This is a genomic window from Nitratireductor alexandrii (assembly GCF_004000215.1).
Classification (GTDB): Bacteria; Pseudomonadota; Alphaproteobacteria; order Rhizobiales; family Rhizobiaceae; genus Mangrovimarina; species Mangrovimarina alexandrii.
Genome location: NZ_RBVY01000009.1, coordinates 165981 through 184101, shown reverse-complemented (window position 1 = coordinate 184101; position 18121 = coordinate 165981). Strand labels below are relative to the sequence as shown.

The following is an 18121-nucleotide window of genomic DNA, read 5'->3' as shown; positions in this document are numbered from 1 at the left end:
GCTCACACGTCGCCCCCGCGATGGTCGCGCCCGACGCTGTGACGGTCGTAGGCGCGCACGATCTCGGCGACGAGCGGATGGCGCACGACGTCCTTGTCCTCGAACCGCACCATGACGATGCCCGGCACCTCGTCGAGCACGTGCAGGGCCTCGACCAGGCCGGACTTGGCGTTGTGCGGCAGGTCGATCTGGCTCGGATCGCCGGTGACGATCATGCGCCCGCCCTCGCCCAGACGGGTCAGGAACATCTTCATTTGCATGGTCGTCGTGTTCTGCGCCTCGTCGAGGATGATCGCCGAATGGGCGAGCGTGCGCCCGCGCATGAAGGCGAGCGGGGCGATCTCGATCACGCCGGCGGCGAGCGCGCGCTCGACCTTGTCGGCCGGCATCATGTCGTAGAGCGCGTCGTAAAGCGGGCGCAGATAGGGGTCGACCTTCTCCTTCATGTCGCCGGGCAGGAAACCCAGCCGCTCGCCCGCCTCGACCGCAGGCCGCGACAGGATGACGCGCTCGACGAGACCGCGCTCGAGCAGCATGGCGGCGTGCGCCACGGCGAGATAGGTCTTTCCGGTTCCGGCCGGACCGATGCCGAAGACGAGCTCGGCGCGGTCGAGCGCGCGCATATAGGCGTCCTGGTTGGGCGTGCGCGCGTAGATCGTGCGCTTGCGGGTGGTTATCTGGGCGGCGGCCATCTTGCCCTTCTTTTCCAGGGTCGGCAGCGTCAACTGGTCGTCGGCGGCAACCGCCATGCGCACCGCGCCATCAACTTCGGACGACGTCAGATCGACACCCTTCTGCGCCAGGTCATACAGATAATCGAGCGCGCGGCGCGCCTGCTCGGCGGCCGAGGCGGCGCCGCGGATGGAGAGTTGGTTGCCCTTCGAGCGGATATCGACGGAAAGCTGCTTCTCCAGCCTGGCCAGGTTCTCGTCGAACTGGCCGTAGAGCGCGCTGGCGTGTTTGTTGTTGTCGAAGGTCAGGACGATATGGGCCATGTCGGAGGCCCCGGACGGGCTCGCCTTCAAAGTCGTGCCGGCGTTCAAACGCGTCTCCCTGGCTTGCCGCGTGTCTACGGTCAAGCGGTCACGGCAAACAGGCTGTTGGTGCCCGTGCGCGTGATTCGCACATCGACAATGTCGCCGATTTCGCCCGGCTTTTCATCAAGAATCACCGGCATCAACCAAGGCGAACGACCGGCCCACTGGCCCGGTGCGCGACCCGGCTTCTCGATCAGCACGTCGGTCCTGCGCCCGACCAGCGTGTCGGCGAAGGCGCGCTGCTGGGTGGTGAGGAGGGCCTGCAGACACTGCAGTCTTTCATCCTTGACCGCTTCGGCGACCTGATCGCCCATCTCGGCACCCGGCGTTCCGGGCCGGGGCGAATATTTGAACGAAAACGCCTGCACGAACGTGACATCGCGCACGATCTGCATCGTCGCCTCGAAATCGGCATCGCTCTCGCCCGGAAAGCCTACGATGAAATCGCCCGACAGCGCAATGTCTGGCCTGGCGGCCCTGATCCTGTCGACCAGGCGCAAATAGTCAGCGGCGGTATGGCGCCGGTTCATCGCCTTGAGGATGGTGTCGGAGCCGGTCTGCACCGGCAGGTGCAGATAGGGCATCAGCGCGTCGAGGTCGCGATGGGCCGCAATCAGCGCATCGTCCATGTCGCGCGGGTGGCTGGTCGTATAGCGCAGTCGTGCAATACCGGGAATCTCGGCCAGCCGGAACAGCAATTCGCCCAGCCCCCATTGCCTGCCGTCCGGGCCCTCGCCGTGCCAGGCATTGACGTTCTGGCCCAAAAGGGTGATCTCGCGCACGCCGGCCTCGGCCAGCCTTTCGGCCTCGGCCACGATCTGGCTCACCGGACGCGACACCTCGGCGCCGCGCGTATAGGGCACCACGCAGAATGTGCAGAACTTGTCGCACCCTTCCTGCACGGTCAGAAACGCGGTGACGCCGCGCCGCCTGACCTCGCCCTTGTGGAGTTGCGGCAGGCGCTCGAACTTATCCTCCAGCGCGTAGTCGGTCTCCACCACCTTGCCGCCGGCGCGCGCCTTGCGCACGGCGTCGGGCAGGCGGTGATAGGTTTGCGGTCCGATGACGATGTCGACGACGGGCGCGCGCGCAATGATCTCCTCGCCCTCGGCCTGGGCCACGCAGCCGGCCACGCCGATCACCGTCTCGCGTCCGTCGCGGGCCCGCTCGTCCTTGAGCTTGCGGATGCGACCGAGCTCGGAATAGACCTTTTCGGCCGCCTTCTCGCGAATATGGCAGGTGTTGAGCAGGACGAGATCGGCCTCCTCCAGCGTCTCGGTCGGCACGTAGCCGTCAGCCGCCAGCGCATCGGACATGCGCTGGGAATCGTAGACATTCATCTGGCAGCCATAGGTCTTGACGAAGACCTTCTTCGGCCCGCCGTCGCCCGGGCGCGCGCCTGCTTTTTCGGTATCCGCAATGTCGGTGTGGGTCATGGCCGGGCTTCTAGACCGTTTCAAGGCCGGATGGAAGCGGTTGCGTTCGACGCTCGTCGGAGATTCCGGCCTGATCTGCGCGCAACGCGGTTCAGGCTCGGCGATCGGTACCGTAGGCCGCCAAAAAGACACGCACGCCCTCGACCGCGCAGCGGCGCAGTTCATCGGGGCCGGGTATCGCGGCATCGCCCAACAGCATGGCGCGGTTGAGCGGTTCGGACATAACCAGCCAGTTGAAATGCGCCGCGGCCATGGCGGGATCGTCGAGTGCCAGAAGGCCGCGCGCGGCCAGACGCTCGAACAAGGCGGCCAAAGCGGCCATCGCCCGGGCGGGGCCGCGCCCGTAAAGCACACGCGCGAGGTCGGGAAACCGGTTCACCTCGGCGATCACCAAACGGCGCAACTGCATGATGCGCGGCGTCAGCACCACGGTAAGCTGGCGATAGGCGTAGTCCTGCAGATAGGCGGCGAGGTCGTCGTCGGCCTCAAAGACGGGCGTTCGGTCGTGAACCATATCGCCGGCCGCGTCGGTCATGCTGGTGACGATGTCGACGAACAACGCCTCCTTGCTCTCGAAATGCTTGTAGACCGTCTGCTTCGACACCGAGGACAAGGCGGCGATCTCGTCCATGCTGGCGCCGGGATAACCGCATTTCAGAAAGACCTCGGTGGCAGCGTCGAGAATGGCACGGCGCTTTTGTGCCGAGCGCGTCTCGCCGCCGGCGCCGTCCGTTGGTCGCACCGATACCGGCCTGGTCATGCTGCTTCCCTACGCTTCGACTGCCTGTTGACAGGAAAGTACTAGACAGTCTAGTTTTTTGCAAATTGGAGAACTGGACCGTCCAGTCTCTTTCGATTGCTTGCCGCCGGGAGGACTGCCAATGCCGAACCGCCGATCCGTTCTGGCCCTGGCCGCCGCAATGCTGGCCGCTGCCGGCATGCCGGCCAGAGCCACCGAAGCCGCTGATGGCGCACGGCGCCGCGTGACAGGAGCCCCCTCCATGCCCCACCCCGCAGAAACGTCGACACTCAAGGTTCCCGGCGCGCGGCTTTATTATGAGCTTCGCGGCCGGGGACCGTTGCTTTTGATGATTGCCGGCGGCCCGACCGATGCCGGCGTGTTCACCGATCTCGCGCGGCAGCTTGCCGACCGCTACAAGGTTGCCACCTACGATCCGCGCGGCAATTCGCGCAGTCCGCTCGACGACGCGCCCGCCGACCAGGACGTGGATGTTCACGCCGACGACGCCGCCCGGCTGATCGCCGCGCTCGGCGACGGCGACCCGGCTTTTGTCTTCGGCACCAGCGGCGGCGCGCAGATCGGGCTCAATCTCACCGCGCGCCATCCACAACGCGTGCACAGCCTGGTCGCGCACGAACCGCCTTGCGTCCTGTTGCTGGACGACCCCTCGGTGGCGATCGCCAAGGACCGGGCGATCCTGGACACCTACCGGCGCGACGGTCTTCAGGCCGCAGTTCGGGAATTCATGGCGATGGCGGGGCTGGACGAAGGCGGCGGACCGGCCGACCTGCCGCCTGAGGTTCTGGAAACCTTCGCCCGGATCGATGCGAACATGGACTATTTCATCGCTCACGGGCTGATGCCGCTGTCGCTCTACCGACCCGATATCGATCGGCTGCGCGACGGCAAAACGCCGATCGCGATCGGCATTGGCGACGCATCCAACCAAGACGCCGCCGGCCCCGGCCGCGCCCTCGCCGCCAGGCTGGGCCTCGCGCCGCTCGCCTTTCCCGGCGACCATGGCGGTTACGGCATGTATGCCGACGCCTTTGCCGAAATCCTGCATGCGGCGTTCAGCCGAAACGAGCGCTGATCCCGGCCTCACCTCACCCAACGGAGTTCCCGCCATGCATATACAGTTCGCCGAATTGCCGGTCTTCGATCAGGAGCGCGCCAAGGCGTTTTATGTCGAAAATCTCGGCTGCGAGGTCGCAGCGGACGCGCCGATGGGGCCAGACGGCTGGCGCTGGATCGAGCTGCGGTTTCCCGGCGCGGAAACCACGCTGCATTTTATCCGGCGCAACGACGATGCGCCGTCCACCGACCCGGTCATGGTGCTGGTCGCCGACAACGTCGCCGCCACCGTCGAGAAATTGCGGACACGGGGGGTCGAGATCATCACCGAACCGCAGGAAGCACCGTGGCAACCGGGGCGCGTCGTCGCCGAATTCCGCGACGCAGAAGGTAACCGGATGGTGATCGGCAGCCGCTAGCAAACACGCCTGACCGCTCGGCCGGCCTTGCCGCGATCCGCCCTACCCTGAAATTTCAGGATGCGGCGGTAGAAATTGATTCAGCTTCTGCGCCTATTGTGGGCTCTGAAACGGCTGGTCATCCGTCGTACCAGCGCCGACGAAAAGAACTTGCGGAGCGCGTGACGTGCGATCACAGGCTCGACGATCCCGGCAAACCGTCATGAAAACGGCCGCATCGGCGACCGGATCATGCCGGCCCGAAAGCGCGACGGGTGCGGAGCCCTCGTGAACAGCCAAGCCCCTGCCCCGAAGGATGTCGCCGCGGACGGACCGCCGCTGTCGCTTGGCGGGTTGGGGATTAGCGCGGAGCAGATCGCGACGGCGCTGTCGCGGATCGTCACACATGCGGCGGACCCGCAGCGCAAGCGCAGGGCGCAAGAGCTGCCGCTGGATGGCGCGGATCAGGTGTGGGTCCGTTCGATGCTCGACGCCCTGCCGGCGCCCGTCTACGCCACCGATACCGATGGTTTCCTCACCTATTTCAACCAGGCCGCCGTAACCTTCGCCGGCCGCGAGCCGGTGCTGGGCGTCGATCGCTGGTGCGTCACCGAGCGCCTTTACAATCCCGACGGATCGCCGCTCAAGCACGAGAATTGCCCGATGGCGCTGGCGATCCGGGAAAACCGGGCCGTGCGCGGCGCCGAGGCGATCGCCGAACGTCCCGATGGAACCCGGATTCCGTTCGCGCCGTTTCCAACGCCGATCCGGGTTCCCTCCGGCCGCATCGTGGGCGCGGTAAACGTTCTTCTCGACATCAGCGCGCGCAAGCGCGCCGAAAAGGAAGCGGCCCATCTGGCGTGCCACGACGCGCTGACCGGCCTGCCCAACCGTGCCTCCTTCCACACGATGCTGGATCAGTTGATCGCCGCCCGCGCCGGCGACGAGGCGCCCTTCGCGCTGATGCGCATCAACGTGACCGGCCACACCCATATCAGCGACATGTACGGCCATGCGACCGGCGACGAGGCCCTGCGCGCCATCGCGCAGCGCCTGAAAAAGGCCGTCGGCGAAAAGCCGCTGTTTCACATCGCTTCCGACACGTTCGCCCTGGTGCTTGCCAAGCCCCCCGGCCGCGACGGCCTGCGCCGCTTTGCCGAAACCCTGCGCTCGGCGGGAACGGCAGGGACCGGCCGCGTGCGCGAAGCCGGCTCGACGATCGCGATCGGCTGCGCGTTTTTTCCCGCCGACGGGCGGGACGCCCCGACCCTGGTTGCCAATGCGGCCGGCGCGCTGACGCGAGCCCGGCGGACGACGACGGACCCGCTCGCGTTCTTCGATGCCAACGAAGATCTGGCCGCCCGCGACCGCCAACTACTGAAAAGCCAGTTGCGCGCCGCAATCGGGGACGGCGCGCTCAGGCTGCATTTCCAACCGCAAATGGCGGCCGACGGGACGGCCGTGGCCTTCGAGGCGCTGGTGCGCTGGAGCCATCCCACGCGCGGCATGATCGCACCGGCCGATTTCATCCCGCTGGCGGAGGACGGCGGCACGATCGTTGAGATGTCGGAATGGATCCTGCGCGACGCCTGTCGCGAGGCCGCATCCTGGCAAAACCCGCTGCGCGTGGCGGTCAATCTGTCGCCGCTCCATTTCCGCAGCGGCGATCTGCCAGGCACGGTGCAGGCGATCCTGGAAGAAACCGGCCTGGCGCCGGACCGACTCGAGCTCGAGATCACCGAAGGCGTCATGATCCAGGATTTCGAGCAGGCCATGTCGATGCTGCGCAAACTGCGCGATGTCGGCGTGCGCATCGCGCTCGACGATTTCGGAACCGGCTATTCCTCGCTGTCCTACCTGCAGGCCTTCCCGCTCAGCACGCTGAAGATCGACCGTTCCTTCACCGACAATCTGGGCCGGGTCGAGCAGTCGGCGGCCATCATCCGCTCCGTCGTCGGCCTCGGCCACGCGCTCGGGCTGGAAGTCGCCGCCGAGGGCGTGGAACGTCAGGAGCAGCTCGACTTCCTGATCGCCGAGGGCTGCGACCTGGTGCAGGGCTATTTCACCGGCCGACCGGCGCCCATCGACGCCTATTCCCGCCTGACCGGGCGCGATGGAACTCAGCGCGACGACGCACCGGGTCTGCGCAGCGCCTGAGCCATCAGCGCGCGGATTTCGGCCTCCATGCGTCGCGCCACCCGCTTGCGGTCGTCGCCGGGCTCAAAGCGGACCGGTTCTCCGAAATGCACCTCGACATCGATGCCACCCTCGCGGATCAGGGCAAAAAGATGCGGTATCAGCTCGGCATCGCCGATCCATGAGGCGTGCCGGCGATGGAACCGGCCCATTGGCATGCCGTGCAGGCGGGTATAGGCGACCGCGACGGGCTGGATCGTCACGTGCGGGACGCCGTCGCCGCCATCGTCGCATTGCGCATCCAGCGCGGCCTGCGCGGCAGCAAACAGCGTGCTCTTGAACGGGGCGACGAAATTGCCGTCGGACGTGGTGCCTTCGGCAAACAGCACCATCACCTCGCCGGTGGCGAGCCGCTCGCCCAGCGCGCCCGCCTGGATGGCCGATGTCCGGGCGCGGTCGCGCTCGACGAACACGGTGCGCTGCAATTTGGCGAGCGCACCGAACACCGGCCAGCCGGCCATGTCGGCCTTGGCGACGAAGCCTAGCGGCATGATCGCGCCGAGCACGGGAATGTCGGTCCAGGAAATGTGGTTGGACGCGATCAACAACGGACGGCGGGCGTCGGGCACGCCGTGGATGCTGACGCGAATGCCGAGCAGGCGCAGCACCAGCCTGTGCCACCGGGCCGGCACCACGCCGGGGCCGGGAACGCCGAGACGCAGGGTGATCATCTGGGCGCCCACGGCGACCAACGTCGCCGGCAACAGGATGGCCAGCACGGTTGCCGCCCGGATCGAAGCCATCATGATTGCGGTGCGTCCCTTCCCCCGCTGCCCGACGCGCTAGCCAAGATCACGGCGCATGACAAGCGCGGTCGTGCGCGGCGCCGCGTGCTGCTCATAATAGGCCGGACGGGCACCGACCTGGCTGAAACCCAGCTTGCGATAAAGACCGATCGCGGCGCGATTGGTCTCGTCGACCTCCAGAAACAGCGCCTGCGCGCGCTGGGCATAGAGTTCGCGCATCACCGCATCCATGAGCATCCAGCCGAGACCGCAGCGCCTGAGGGCCGGCGCGACCATGATGGTCAAGATTTCGCCTTCGCCCGCGGCTTGGCGGGCCAGAACGAAACCGCCCGGCGCGGCGCGGGGACGCCCGACCTCACGCGCGGCGAAACCGAATACGGTGTCCTGTTCCAAAAGCGAGGCGAATTCGCCGTCGCTCCACGGCCGCGAAAACCCGTGCGCATGCAGGTGCGAAAGCGCTGCCGCGTCGGCGGGCAGCAAGCGTTCCGTCAGGAATTCGCGCTTGCGGCCGCGCAGGGAAAACGGCGCACGCATCATTCCTCCCGGCGCGGCAGGGCGAAACCGGAAGCCGGCCGCGCGTCGGCGCCGCGCAAATAGACCGGCTTCGGTTTTTGCCCCGAAAACCCAGCATCGACGGCGCAGGCGGCATAGGCGGCAATGTCTGCCGTGCGGCCCTCACCGGCGATCTCGAGCAGCGGGCCGCCGGCCGCTTCGGCGACCAGGCCGGCGCCGGAGCCGGTCAGAACGGCATCGTGCGCGCGCGCCAGCGCCGCCGTGCGCGCGGCATCGGCGATCATCGGCGCCTCGATCTCGCCGCCCGCAGCATCATAGAGCGCGACGTAGAGTTCACCGCGCTTGGCGTCGAGAACCGACAGGCAGGCGCGAGCGGGATATGCGCCGCGGGCCTCGCGGGCCAGGGCGGCCAGCGTCGTGACGCCGGTGGCGGGAATGTCGAGCGCGAGCGCCAGTCCGCGCGCAGCCGCTACCCCGATCCTGACACCGGTAAAGGAGCCGGGACCGACCGCAACGGCAATCGCGCCCAGATCGGGATAATCGCAGCCGGCGGCGGCGAGCGCCGAGGCCATGACCGGGATCAGGGCTTCGGCATGGCCCTTGCCGATATCGCGCACCGAACGCCCGCGTTCGCGGCCCGCGCCGGCGTCGTAGACGCAGGCGGCGCAGAGTTCGGCGGCGGTGTCGATGGCCAGGACCTTCATGCGGTAACCGCATAGGCAAAACCGGGCCGGCAAACAAGCGCCGCGTGGCGCGCCGATCCGAAACGCGGCCCGACCGGGGAACCCGCCTCAGCCGGCGGCTTCGCGCGCCTTGAGCTCAAGCCGGCGCCGATGGAGCACCGGTTCGGTGTAGCCGCTGGGCTGCTCGCGCCCCTTGAAGACGAGATCGCAGGCGGCCTGGAACGCGATCGAGCTGTCGAAATCCGGCGCCATCGGCCTGTAGAGCGGATCGTCCGCGTTCTGGCGGTCGACGATCGCGGCCATCTCCTTCATCACCGCCATCACCTCGTCCTCGCCGACCACGCCGTGATGCAGCCAGTTGGCCATGTGCTGGGACGAGATGCGCAGCGTGGCGCGATCCTCCATCAAGCCGACATCGTTGATGTCGGGCACCTTGGAACAGCCGACGCCCTGATCGATCCAACGCACCACGTAACCCAGAATGCCCTGGGCGTTGTTGCGCAGTTCCTGGCGCTTGTCCGCATCGGACCAGTTCGGCCGCGTCGCGACCGGAACCGACAGGATGTCGTCGATCTTGGCGCGCGGACGGTTCTTCAGGTCCCGCTGCACCGCGGCGACGTCGACCTTGTGATAGTGGGTGGCGTGCAGGGTGGCGGCAGTCGGCGAGGGCACCCAGGCGGTGTTGGCTCCGGCCTTCGGGTGGCCGATCTTCTGTTCCAGCATTTCGGCCATACGGTCGGGCATGGCCCACATGCCCTTGCCGATCTGGGCATGGCCGGCCAGGCCGCATGCAAGCCCGATATCGACATTCCAGGCCTCGTAGGCCGAAATCCAGGCGGCCTGTTTCATGTCGCCCTTGCGGATCATCGGGCCGGCCTCCATCGAGGTGTGGATCTCGTCCCCGGTGCGGTCGAGGAAGCCGGTATTGATGAACACGACCCGTTCGGAGGCGGCGCGGATCGCCTCCTTGAGGTTGACCGTGGTCCGGCGCTCCTCGTCCATGATGCCCATCTTCAGCGTGTTTTTCGCCATGCCGAGGGCCTCCTCGACGCAGGTGAACAGCTCGACGGCGAACGCGACCTCCTCGGGGCCGTGCATTTTCGGCTTGACGATGTAGACCGACCCGGCGCGCGAGTTGGCCCGGCGGCCATTCTTTCCGACATCGTGCAGCGCGATCATGCCCGTGATCATGGCATCCATGATGCCCTCGGGAACCTCGGCCCCGTCGCGGTCGAGGATCGCGGGATTGGTCATCAGATGGCCGACATTCCTGACCAGCATCAGCGCCCGTCCGGGAAGTGAGACGACGGAGCCGTCGGGCGCGGTATAGTCGCGGTCGCCCTTCAGGCGGCGCACGAAGGTCTTGCCCTTGGTCACCTCCTCGGCGAGGTCTCCCTTCATCAGGCCGAGCCAGTTGCGATAGGCCAAAACCTTGTCCTCGGCGTCGACGGTGGCAACGGAATCCTCGCAATCCATGATGGTTGTGACGGCCGATTCCAGCACAACGTCGCAAATGCCGGCCGGATCGTCCTTGCCGATCGGATGGTAGCGATCGACCGAAATCTCGACATGCAGGCCGTTCTTGCGCAGCAACACGGTCGAGGGGGCCGCCGGATCGCCGCGATAGCCCGCGAACTGGGCCGGATCGGCGAGCCCCGCACCGCCCGCCTTCAGCGTGCCGGCCTCGATGCTCAGACCGTCAATATCGGCCCAGCGCGCGCCGGCAAGCGGCACGCTGTCGTCGAGAAAGCCGCGCGCCCAGGCCACGACCCTGGCGCCGCGGACGGGGTTGTACCCTTCGCCCTTTTCCGCTCCGTCGGTCTCGGGGATCGCGTCGGTGCCGTATAGCGCATCGTAAAGCGAGCCCCAGCGCGCATTGGCGGCGTTGAGCGCGTAGCGCGCATTGGTGACCGGCACGACGAGCTGCGGGCCGGCGACGGTCGCGATCTCGGCATCGACATTGGCCGTGGTGACGGCAAAATCACCACCTTCTGGCAGCAGATAGCCGATCTCCTCGAGAAAGGCCTTGTAGGCACCGAGATCGGACGGCGCGCCATTCTCGCGGTGCCAGGCGTCGATCTCGGCCTGCAGGCGCGCGCGCTTGTCCAGAAGCGCCCGGTTCTTCGGCGACAGCTCGTGAACGATCTTGGACAGCGCCGACCAGAACTGGCCGGCTTCGACGCCGGTGCCGGGCAAGGCCTCGCGGGCTAAGAAGTCGTGCAGCAGCCGGTCAATCCTCAATCCCTCGATTTCGATGCGCTCGCTCATCAGCCTTCTCCGTTGCGGTCCCCGCGCGATGCGTGGCGCGAAGTCAACGCGTTCAACACCCCGGGCCGGAAGGCGTCAATTCGTCATAGGTATCAAAGACTTTTTCCAAAATGGAAAAACACTCTTCCCGCATCGGTGTTTCCGACGCGAATGCGCCTTTCTCGCACTTGTTTGTGCGGGAACAAAGAGCGCGCGCACCGGCGCCGCTAGGGTTCGGCCATCGACACCGAAGGACCTGAAGGAGATAAAGACATGTTCACGCGACGCCAGGCACTGATGGGCGCAGCCGCCACGGCGGCGCTGACCGCCATGCCCCCGATGACGGCAGTCGCCAGCACAGGCGAAGCCGACATCGCCACCCTGCCGCGCGAGAAGGTGACGCTGGTCGCGCCGCCGTTCGTGCATGCCCATGAACAGGTCGCCACAAGCGGACCGAAAGTGGTCGAGTTCGTGCTGCCGATCGAGGAAAAGCCGGTCGTTATCGACGACGAGGGCACGACCTTTCCCGGCATGACCTTCAATGGCTCCATCCCCGGACCGATGATGGTGGTGCATGAGGGCGACTATGTCGAACTCACGCTGATCAACGCAGCCAGCAATTCGCTGCCGCACAATATCGATTTCCACGCCGCCACGGGCGCGCTGGGCGGCGGAGCGCTGACGCTGATCATGCCCGGCGAGCAGGTCAAGCTGCGCTTCAAGGCCACCCGTTCCGGCACCTTCGTCTATCATTGCGCGCCCGAAGGCGCGATGATCCCCTGGCATGTGGTGTCCGGCATGAGCGGCACGATCATGGTGCTGCCGCGCGACGGGCTGAAGAACGAAAAGGGCGAGCGCATCGCCTATGACCGGATCTACTATGTCGGCGAAAACGACTTCTACGTGCCGCGCGACGAAACCGGAGCCTACAAGAGCTACGATAGCCCCGGCGAATCCTACGCCGACACGGTCGAGGTCATGCGCGGGCTGGTGCCCACCCATGTGGTCTTCAACGGCGCCAAGGGCGCGCTCACCGGCGACAACGCCATGCGCGCGAAGGTCGGCGAGACCGTCATGATCGTTCACTCCCAGGCCAACCGGGACACAAGGCCACACCTGATCGGCGGCCATGGCGACTACGTTTGGGAAGAGGGCAAGTTCGACAATCCTCCGGCCAAGAACCTGGAAACCTGGTTCATCCGCGGCGGATCGGCGGGTGCTGCGCTCTACACCTTCCTGCAGCCGGGCGTCTATGCCTATGTGAACCACAATCTGATCGAAGCCGTCGAGCTCGGCGCCACCGCCCATTTCGTGGTCGACGGCGAGTGGAACGACGATCTGATGAAGCAGGTCGAGGCTCCGGGTCCGATCCCGACCAACTGACCCGCCGCCACGCAAGGATGCGTCGCCATGGCCCGGCACAGGCGCCGGGCCATGGCTTTCGGGAGAAGAAACCATGCCGCATCATGTCGCCGAAGCCGTTATCGGAGCCGTCGCCGCCGTGGCCCTGCCGGTAGCGATCGGTCTGGTCGACTGGGCCGGATCGACGCCCGGACCGGTGCCTGGCGCCGTGGAAACGGTGGCGATCGCTCCCGGCACGATCGAATTTCCCCTGCCCGGCGAGTTCCTCGCAGATGGCCGGCCAGCCGCCGCGCCCAGCCGCAGCGTGCGTTTCGACCGCCCCTTGCACATCATGGCCGACCAGGTCAGCCGCGCCGCCTACGGTGAATGCGTGACGGCGGGCGCGTGCCGTCCCGCCGACGGTACAAATTCTGCGCGGGCGGCCGACATTCCGGTGACGGGGGTCAGCTATCTCGACGCTGAGGCCTATGCCGTTTGGTATTCCCGGACCACCGGTGAGACCTGGCGTCTACCGAGCGCGGCCGAATGGGCGTTCGCGGCCGGCGAGCGGTTCGCCGGCGATCCGTTCGCGGTCGCCGACGATCCAAAAAATCCCGCAGTGGCCTGGATTCGCCGCTACGAGGAAGAAGCCGCAGCGCGGCGCGAACCCGACCCGCAACCCAAGCCGCTAGGCCATTACGGCCCCAACACGCACGGCGTACGGGACATGGCCGGCAATGTCTGGGAATGGACGTCGACATGTTACAGCCGCGTGCGGCTCGACTCCGAGCTTGAAACGAACGCGCGCACGACCGAGAATTGCGGCGTTCATGTCGCCGAGGGCCGGCACCGGACCTACATGTCCGACTTCGTGCGGGACGGCAAAAGCGGCGGCTGCGCCGTCGGCGCGCCGCCCGACAATCTGGGCTTCCGGCTGGTGCGCGACGACGCGCCGGGCTGGTTCGCCCGCCTGAAGGCGCTGGCGCGTTGACGAACCGCCGGCGCAGCGCAACGCCGCGGCGGCGGGCCCGCCGTCCGGCCACCCCCTAAGGAGGCTGCCATGGTCACGCCGAAACGCCCGATGCAAACACCGCCCGTCGCGCCAGAGGCGCTGGCGGGCGAACGTTCCGCCGTCGAACGCCTGCGGCAAGGGCTCCGGGAAGCCGAGCTCGACTGCCGCTGCCGCGCCCGCGCCGACGCCATTTTGGAGCGCATCGGCGCCGAAGACGACCTGGCCACCCGCGCCGGGGCACTGACCGACGCACGCAAGATGCGCGACGCGATCGTGCTGGTGACGACCCTGCTCGACGAGCTCGATTCCCTGCAGCCGGACGAGCCGGACCGGTCCGCCTTTTCCGAGATCGCGGATCTGTTCGACGATATCGGCGATTTCGCCGCCCATGGCGCGGCGGCGGCGCGCCTGTGCGCGCGGCGCCGGCCACGTGCGAGGCCGGGACTGACGCAATGACGGTTTTGGAACAGCATGGGCCCACCGACCGCTCGGTGCTGCGGCGCCGGCGCGGGGCGGGCGATGATGGTCGCGACGGACGCGGCCGCGTTCCCTCGACACTGCCGATCCTGCATTATGGTTTTCGACCGTTCTTCCTGCTGGCCGCCTTGCATGCCGGGCTGGCCATTCCGGCCTGGCTTTTGATGTTCCGCACGGGATGGACGCCCGCCGGCCCGTTCGCCGCGCTCGACTGGCACGTGCACGAGATGCTGTTCGGCTATCTGGGCGCGGTGATCGCCGGCTTCGTGCTGACGGCGGTGCCCAACTGGACGGGACGGCTGCCGCTGAGCGGAGGCCCGCTCGCCGGCCTGGTCGGGTTGTGGTTTCTGGGACGCGCCGCCAACCTGACCGTCGGCGATCCGCTGCTTGCGATGGCCGCCGATCTCGCCTTTCCTCTCGTGCTGGCAGCGGCTGTCTGGCGCGAGGTGGTGGCGGGCCGGAACTGGCGCAACGCGCCGGTGGCGGCGATGCTGACCCTGTTCGCGCTTGCCAACGGGCTGCATCACAGCGGCGCCTTCGCGATTTCGGCCGCAGCCCCCGGCATGCGGCTCGCGCTCGGCGTCGCGACCGTGCTGATCGCCCTGATCGGCGGGCGGATCGTGCCGAGCTTCACCCGCAACTGGCTGGCCAGGAACGGCGACGGGCGGCTGCCGGCCTCTTTCGGGATCGTCGACAAGGCCGCGCTGGCGGCGACCGTTGCGGCCGTCGCGGCCTGGGTCGCCGTGCCCGATCTTTTGGCGAGCGGCGGCCTGCTGGTTCTCGCCGGCACGCTGCTTGCCGTGCGGCTGGCGCGCTGGCGCGGCGATCTCGCCATACGCGAGCCGATCGTGCTGGTGCTTCATCTGGGTTATGGCTGGCTGGCGGCGGCGGTGTTTCTCCTCGGCGCGGCGATCCTTGCCCCAGGCCTGCCGGCGAGCGCGGCGGTCCACGCGCTGACGGCCGGCGCGGTCGGCACGATGACGCTCGCCGTGATGACACGCGCCAGCCTCGGCCATACCGGACGCGCGATCGAGGCCGACGGCTGGACGCTGGCGATCTACGCCGCCGTCAGCGCCGGGGCGCTGCTGCGCGTCGCCGCCCCGTTCTCCGATACCCACTACCTCACCCTGCTGACGGCCGGCGGCACGCTCTGGAGCCTGGCCTTCCTCCTTTTTGCGCTGCGCTACGGGCCGATCCTGTGTAAACCCCGCAAGGGCTGACGCCTTTTCGGCCGGGGCGCATGGCGATGCCGACGTCCGCAACGGCGCGGCGATGGTCTGCCCCTTGATAACCGCCAACCGCCCCTCGCAGCCTCATCCCGGATCTGATCCGGGATCCATTGCGCCGCGACCGCAAACGACCGGAGGTCCCGGACAGATTTCTCCTTCCAGCATGGCACGGGTGGATGTGCGTCCGCTTATCTCCAACAAGACGGTTGCGCTTCCGCTCACCTGCGGCGTGCGGATCGTCAACGCAAAAAGGCGCGGCACGCGGGCCCCGCGTGCCGCGCCGCCTTATCGCCGGGACGACAGGCGCTTTTCCGGATCAGTCCTGTTTGGCCGCGACGGTGAGGCCGAACAGCTCGGCGAACACGGTCTTGGCCTTGCCGGGATGCTTGACCGCCTCGGCCTCGTCGAGATTGCCCGGCTCGCCGACCTCGATCAGCGCGACCATGCCCATCGCGTAGTGTGGCGCGCATTTGATGCCGTAGACGCCTTCCTTATCGAGCGTGATCACGATTTCCTCGTTGAACTTGCCCTTGAACGCCTCGGCCCCCTCGGGGAGCATGCCCTTGACCGATTCGGCGTTGTGGCCCTTGTCGGTCGGCACGAAGCGCACCGTGTCGCCGGGCGCGGCACGCACGAAATCGGGCTCGAACACCATGGCGCCCTTTTCACCCTTGTTGAGCATCTTGACCTCGAATTCGGCCGCGCCGGCCGCGCCGGCCATGGCCATGACGGCGCCCAGGGCCATGATCGCAATCCGCTTTTTCATCGTCTTTCCTTTCTTCCTGGGAGGTGGACGGCCTGTCGCGGCCGTTGCCAAGCAGATACGCCATGCGGCGGAAGGCGAGTTTGCGCTTTGACAAACACGCGCTAGAAAAGCCGCGGGACAGATGAGGTCGGCATGACGGGACTCGACAGGACGCTGATTGCGGGGCTTGAGACCTTTCGCGGGCTTTCGGAGCAGGCGCTCGACCGCGTGCTTGTGCATGCCCGCTCGGCCCGCCACCCCAAGGGCAGCGAGATCTTTTCTCAAGGCGAGACGGCGGAAAACTTCTATCTCCTGCTGTCGGGCCATATTCGCGTGGTGCGCACCTCGCCGGAAGGCCATCAGGTGATCGCGCGCTACATCAACGAGGGCGAACTGTTCGGCATCGCGGTCGCCATGGGCCGCACTAGCTTTCCCGCCAGCGCGGTTGCCGCGGTCGACTGCGTGGCGCTGGCGTGGCCAAACCGCGAATGGGCCGAACTGCAGACGCTGTTTCCCGCCTTCGGTGCCAACGCCTACCAGACCATCGGCGCGCGGCTGCAGGAAACCCAGGCGCAGGTGATGGAGATGTCGACCGAACAGGTCGAGCAGCGCATCGCCCACGCCCTTCTGCGGCTGGTCAAGCAGGCCGGGCGCAAAACGGCGGACGGGATCGAGATCGACTTTCCGATCACCCGCCAGGACATCGCCGAGATGACCGGCACCACGCTGCATACGGTGAGCCGTCTTTTGAGTGCCTGGGAACAGCGCGGCCTGGTGCGCAGCGGGCGCCAGAAAGTGGTGGTGACCGACGCGCACGGGCTGATGCTGGTGGCCGAACACCGGCGCCGGGACTGAGATCGAAGGCGCGCCTCACGTGATCGGTGCCGCGCCTCAGGCGCCCATCACGGCCTCCAGCTCGCGCACGAACCGGTCTTCCTCGACATCGTGCTCGCGGCAGGCGTCGGTGACGGTGTGGAAGCCGCCGATCGGGCAGCCCACGCACAGCATGCCGTGGCGGATCATCACGGCGATCGTCGACGGCCAGCGGCGCATGATCTCGTCGACGCTCATGTCGGGATCGATTTGCGGGTGTCTTGCCATTCTACGCGTCCGTTTGCTGCCGAAGCCGCCGCCGCGCGGCCTCTGGCGCAGCGAACGGCTTCCCATGAGGCAGCAGAGCACGACGCGCGGCAAGCCTCGTTGCGCTGACGCAAACAGCGCGCCGAAAGGCGCCGGCCATGGGCGCCTGCCGCGCTCAGCGCGCCCGGCAGACGACCTTGACCGGGTAGAACAGGGTCGCCATGCGCTGTTCGGAATTGCCGGCGACGCGGCCGTTGCGGATCTTCGACGGCGAGGACGCGGCGGCGTAAAACCGCAACACCGCCTTGGCCGACAGCGTCCATTCCCGACTCAGCACCTGGGACCGCGCCATGCCGGCGCGCACGCGCTGGTCGAGATTGTCGCGGCACAGTTTGCCGGGGGTGACCACCCAGTCGACCTGCCTCATGTCGGCGGTGAAGCTGCGGCTGGTCTTGTAGACGCCCCAGCCGTCGTCGGGCGTGCGCTGTTTGTAGTGCCAGCGGCCGGCGGTAACCTCGATCAGGTCCATGCCGTTGCGGTTGCCGATACCGACGCGGTGAATGTTGTTGTTGCCCTTGCCCTTGGCGAAAAGGCGCACGGTGAAACGATGGCTGTTGTTCGCGAAGCCGGCATAACCGTCCTGGGTCGCGCGAACATGCGCCGCCGCCAGATCGATGCCCTCGCGCGCGATGCCGATCTTGTCGATGCGGGCGCCGGCCTGGGCGCTGCCGACGGCGAGCACGGCCAGCAGGGTCGCGGCACTCGTTCTCAAAAGCAGGCGGGTCATGATTTTTCCTCCGTTCTCCTCCGGGTGGGACCACGCTGTGGTTCCCGTCGGACAGAATGGCGGCGCTCGACTGAACCCCGGCTGAAGCGTCGTTTAGCCAGCGTTCACGATCGGCATTGGCTGATTGCGGCAGGTCGGGCGTGCGACCTTGACCGACCGGCGGCGGCATAGGCGGGCACGGAGAGGCTACAGTTCGCGATGACCTGGTAAAGATGCCGGCGCTCGTGTTTCTGCCGTTGGGACGCAGGCCTTCGATCGCGGCACCGGCCAGGATGGATCGCTGGATCGTTCTATAGAGCCTCGGGCAATTCCGGCCCTTTAAGGCCCGTCGCCTATCGCAGGAACGACGGCCTGCCGCTCGTGTGGCAGCACCTGGCG

Annotated in this window: 18 protein-coding genes; 8 read left to right on the top strand and 10 right to left on the bottom strand. The window is 67.2% G+C overall.

Annotated elements, in window-relative coordinates; genetic code table 11:
• Window positions 1-2 precede the first annotated feature (2 nt).
• From EP380_RS19450 to EP380_RS19440, 3 genes are all read right to left on the bottom strand, one after another.
• Entirely contained in the window at window positions 3-995 is a 993-nt protein-coding gene (locus EP380_RS19450; RefSeq protein WP_106572684.1) for a PhoH family protein, read from the bottom strand.
• An 80-nt stretch (window positions 996-1075) separates the two neighbouring features.
• Window positions 1076-2473 (bottom strand): tRNA (N6-isopentenyl adenosine(37)-C2)-methylthiotransferase MiaB, encoded by a 1398-nt coding sequence (gene miaB, locus EP380_RS19445; protein WP_127600168.1) that lies wholly within the window; start codon window positions 2471-2473, stop codon window positions 1076-1078.
• A gap of 91 nt (window positions 2474-2564) precedes the next feature.
• A complete protein-coding gene (locus EP380_RS19440; RefSeq protein ID WP_127600166.1) occupies window positions 2565-3233 on the bottom strand; it encodes a TetR/AcrR family transcriptional regulator in 669 nt (222 codons plus the stop codon).
• A 241-nt stretch (window positions 3234-3474) separates the two neighbouring features.
• Here EP380_RS19440 and EP380_RS19435 point away from each other — a divergent pair, with 241 nt between their 5' ends.
• The 3 genes from EP380_RS19435 (at window position 3475) to EP380_RS19425 (ending at window position 6844) form a co-directional block, all read left to right on the top strand.
• A complete protein-coding gene (locus tag EP380_RS19435; RefSeq protein WP_127600164.1) occupies window positions 3475-4308 on the top strand; it encodes an alpha/beta fold hydrolase in 834 nt (277 codons plus the stop codon).
• Window positions 4309-4342: 34 nt separating this feature from the next.
• On the top strand, window positions 4343-4708 hold the full coding sequence (locus EP380_RS19430; protein ID WP_106572543.1) for a VOC family protein: 366 nt from the start codon (window positions 4343-4345) through the stop codon (window positions 4706-4708).
• Window positions 4709-4975: 267 nt separating this feature from the next.
• The gene (locus EP380_RS19425) at window positions 4976-6844 is read left to right on the top strand and encodes a putative bifunctional diguanylate cyclase/phosphodiesterase (RefSeq protein WP_164749922.1); all 1869 of its coding nucleotides are present in this window, start codon (window positions 4976-4978) and stop codon (window positions 6842-6844) included.
• Here the strand turns inward: EP380_RS19425 and olsA are convergent.
• The 4 genes from olsA to EP380_RS19405 all read right to left on the bottom strand — a co-directional run bounded on the left by olsA (window position 6808) and on the right by EP380_RS19405 (window position 11093).
• Window positions 6808-7629 carry a lyso-ornithine lipid O-acyltransferase gene (gene olsA / locus EP380_RS19420; protein ID WP_127600160.1) on the bottom strand — a complete coding sequence of 274 codons (822 nt, stop codon included), beginning with the start codon at window positions 7627-7629 and terminating at the stop codon, window positions 6808-6810. The genes EP380_RS19425 and olsA overlap by 37 nt on opposite strands.
• 36 nt (window positions 7630-7665) lie before the next feature.
• Window positions 7666-8163: a GNAT family N-acetyltransferase gene (locus EP380_RS19415; RefSeq protein ID WP_106572546.1), complete on the bottom strand. Its 498-nt coding sequence runs from the start codon at window positions 8161-8163 to the stop codon at window positions 7666-7668.
• Window positions 8163-8846, bottom strand: coding sequence for a tRNA (adenosine(37)-N6)-threonylcarbamoyltransferase complex dimerization subunit type 1 TsaB (gene tsaB / locus EP380_RS19410; RefSeq protein WP_106572547.1), 684 nt, complete (start codon window positions 8844-8846; stop codon window positions 8163-8165). Before tsaB ends, EP380_RS19415 begins: the two co-directional genes overlap by 1 nt.
• A gap of 87 nt (window positions 8847-8933) precedes the next feature.
• Window positions 8934-11093: a malate synthase G gene (locus tag EP380_RS19405; protein WP_127600158.1), complete on the bottom strand. Its 2160-nt coding sequence runs from the start codon at window positions 11091-11093 to the stop codon at window positions 8934-8936.
• 252 nt (window positions 11094-11345) lie between these two features.
• On the opposite strand from EP380_RS19405, the gene nirK reads away from it, so the two are divergent.
• The 4 genes from nirK (at window position 11346) to EP380_RS19385 (ending at window position 15122) form a co-directional block, all read left to right on the top strand.
• A complete protein-coding gene (nirK, locus tag EP380_RS19400; protein WP_127600156.1) occupies window positions 11346-12455 on the top strand; it encodes a copper-containing nitrite reductase in 1110 nt (369 codons plus the stop codon).
• A gap of 73 nt (window positions 12456-12528) precedes the next feature.
• A complete protein-coding gene (locus EP380_RS19395; protein ID WP_106572550.1) occupies window positions 12529-13404 on the top strand; it encodes an SUMF1/EgtB/PvdO family nonheme iron enzyme in 876 nt (291 codons plus the stop codon).
• Window positions 13405-13473: 69 nt separating this feature from the next.
• Complete coding sequence (locus EP380_RS19390; protein ID WP_127600154.1) at window positions 13474-13881, top strand: hypothetical protein; 408 nt, start codon at window positions 13474-13476, stop codon at window positions 13879-13881.
• Window positions 13878-15122, top strand: coding sequence for an NnrS family protein (locus tag EP380_RS19385; protein ID WP_127600152.1), 1245 nt, complete (start codon window positions 13878-13880; stop codon window positions 15120-15122). The genes EP380_RS19390 and EP380_RS19385 overlap by 4 nt, the downstream gene beginning before the upstream one ends.
• Window positions 15123-15447: 325 nt before the next feature.
• Here EP380_RS19385 and EP380_RS19380 read toward each other — a convergent pair whose 3' ends face one another.
• On the bottom strand, window positions 15448-15897 hold the full coding sequence (locus EP380_RS19380) for a pseudoazurin (RefSeq protein ID WP_127600150.1): 450 nt from the start codon (window positions 15895-15897) through the stop codon (window positions 15448-15450).
• A 132-nt stretch (window positions 15898-16029) separates the two neighbouring features.
• On the opposite strand from EP380_RS19380, the gene EP380_RS19375 reads away from it, so the two are divergent.
• Complete coding sequence (locus tag EP380_RS19375; protein ID WP_106572554.1) at window positions 16030-16731, top strand: Crp/Fnr family transcriptional regulator; 702 nt, start codon at window positions 16030-16032, stop codon at window positions 16729-16731.
• A 36-nt stretch (window positions 16732-16767) separates the two neighbouring features.
• On the opposite strand, the gene EP380_RS19370 is transcribed toward EP380_RS19375, so the two are convergent.
• A complete protein-coding gene (locus EP380_RS19370; RefSeq protein ID WP_106572686.1) occupies window positions 16768-16977 on the bottom strand; it encodes a DUF1858 domain-containing protein in 210 nt (69 codons plus the stop codon).
• 154 nt (window positions 16978-17131) lie between these two features.
• Entirely contained in the window at window positions 17132-17743 is a 612-nt protein-coding gene (locus EP380_RS19365; RefSeq protein ID WP_127600148.1) for a hypothetical protein, read from the bottom strand.
• Window positions 17744-18121: the final 378 nt, after the last annotated feature.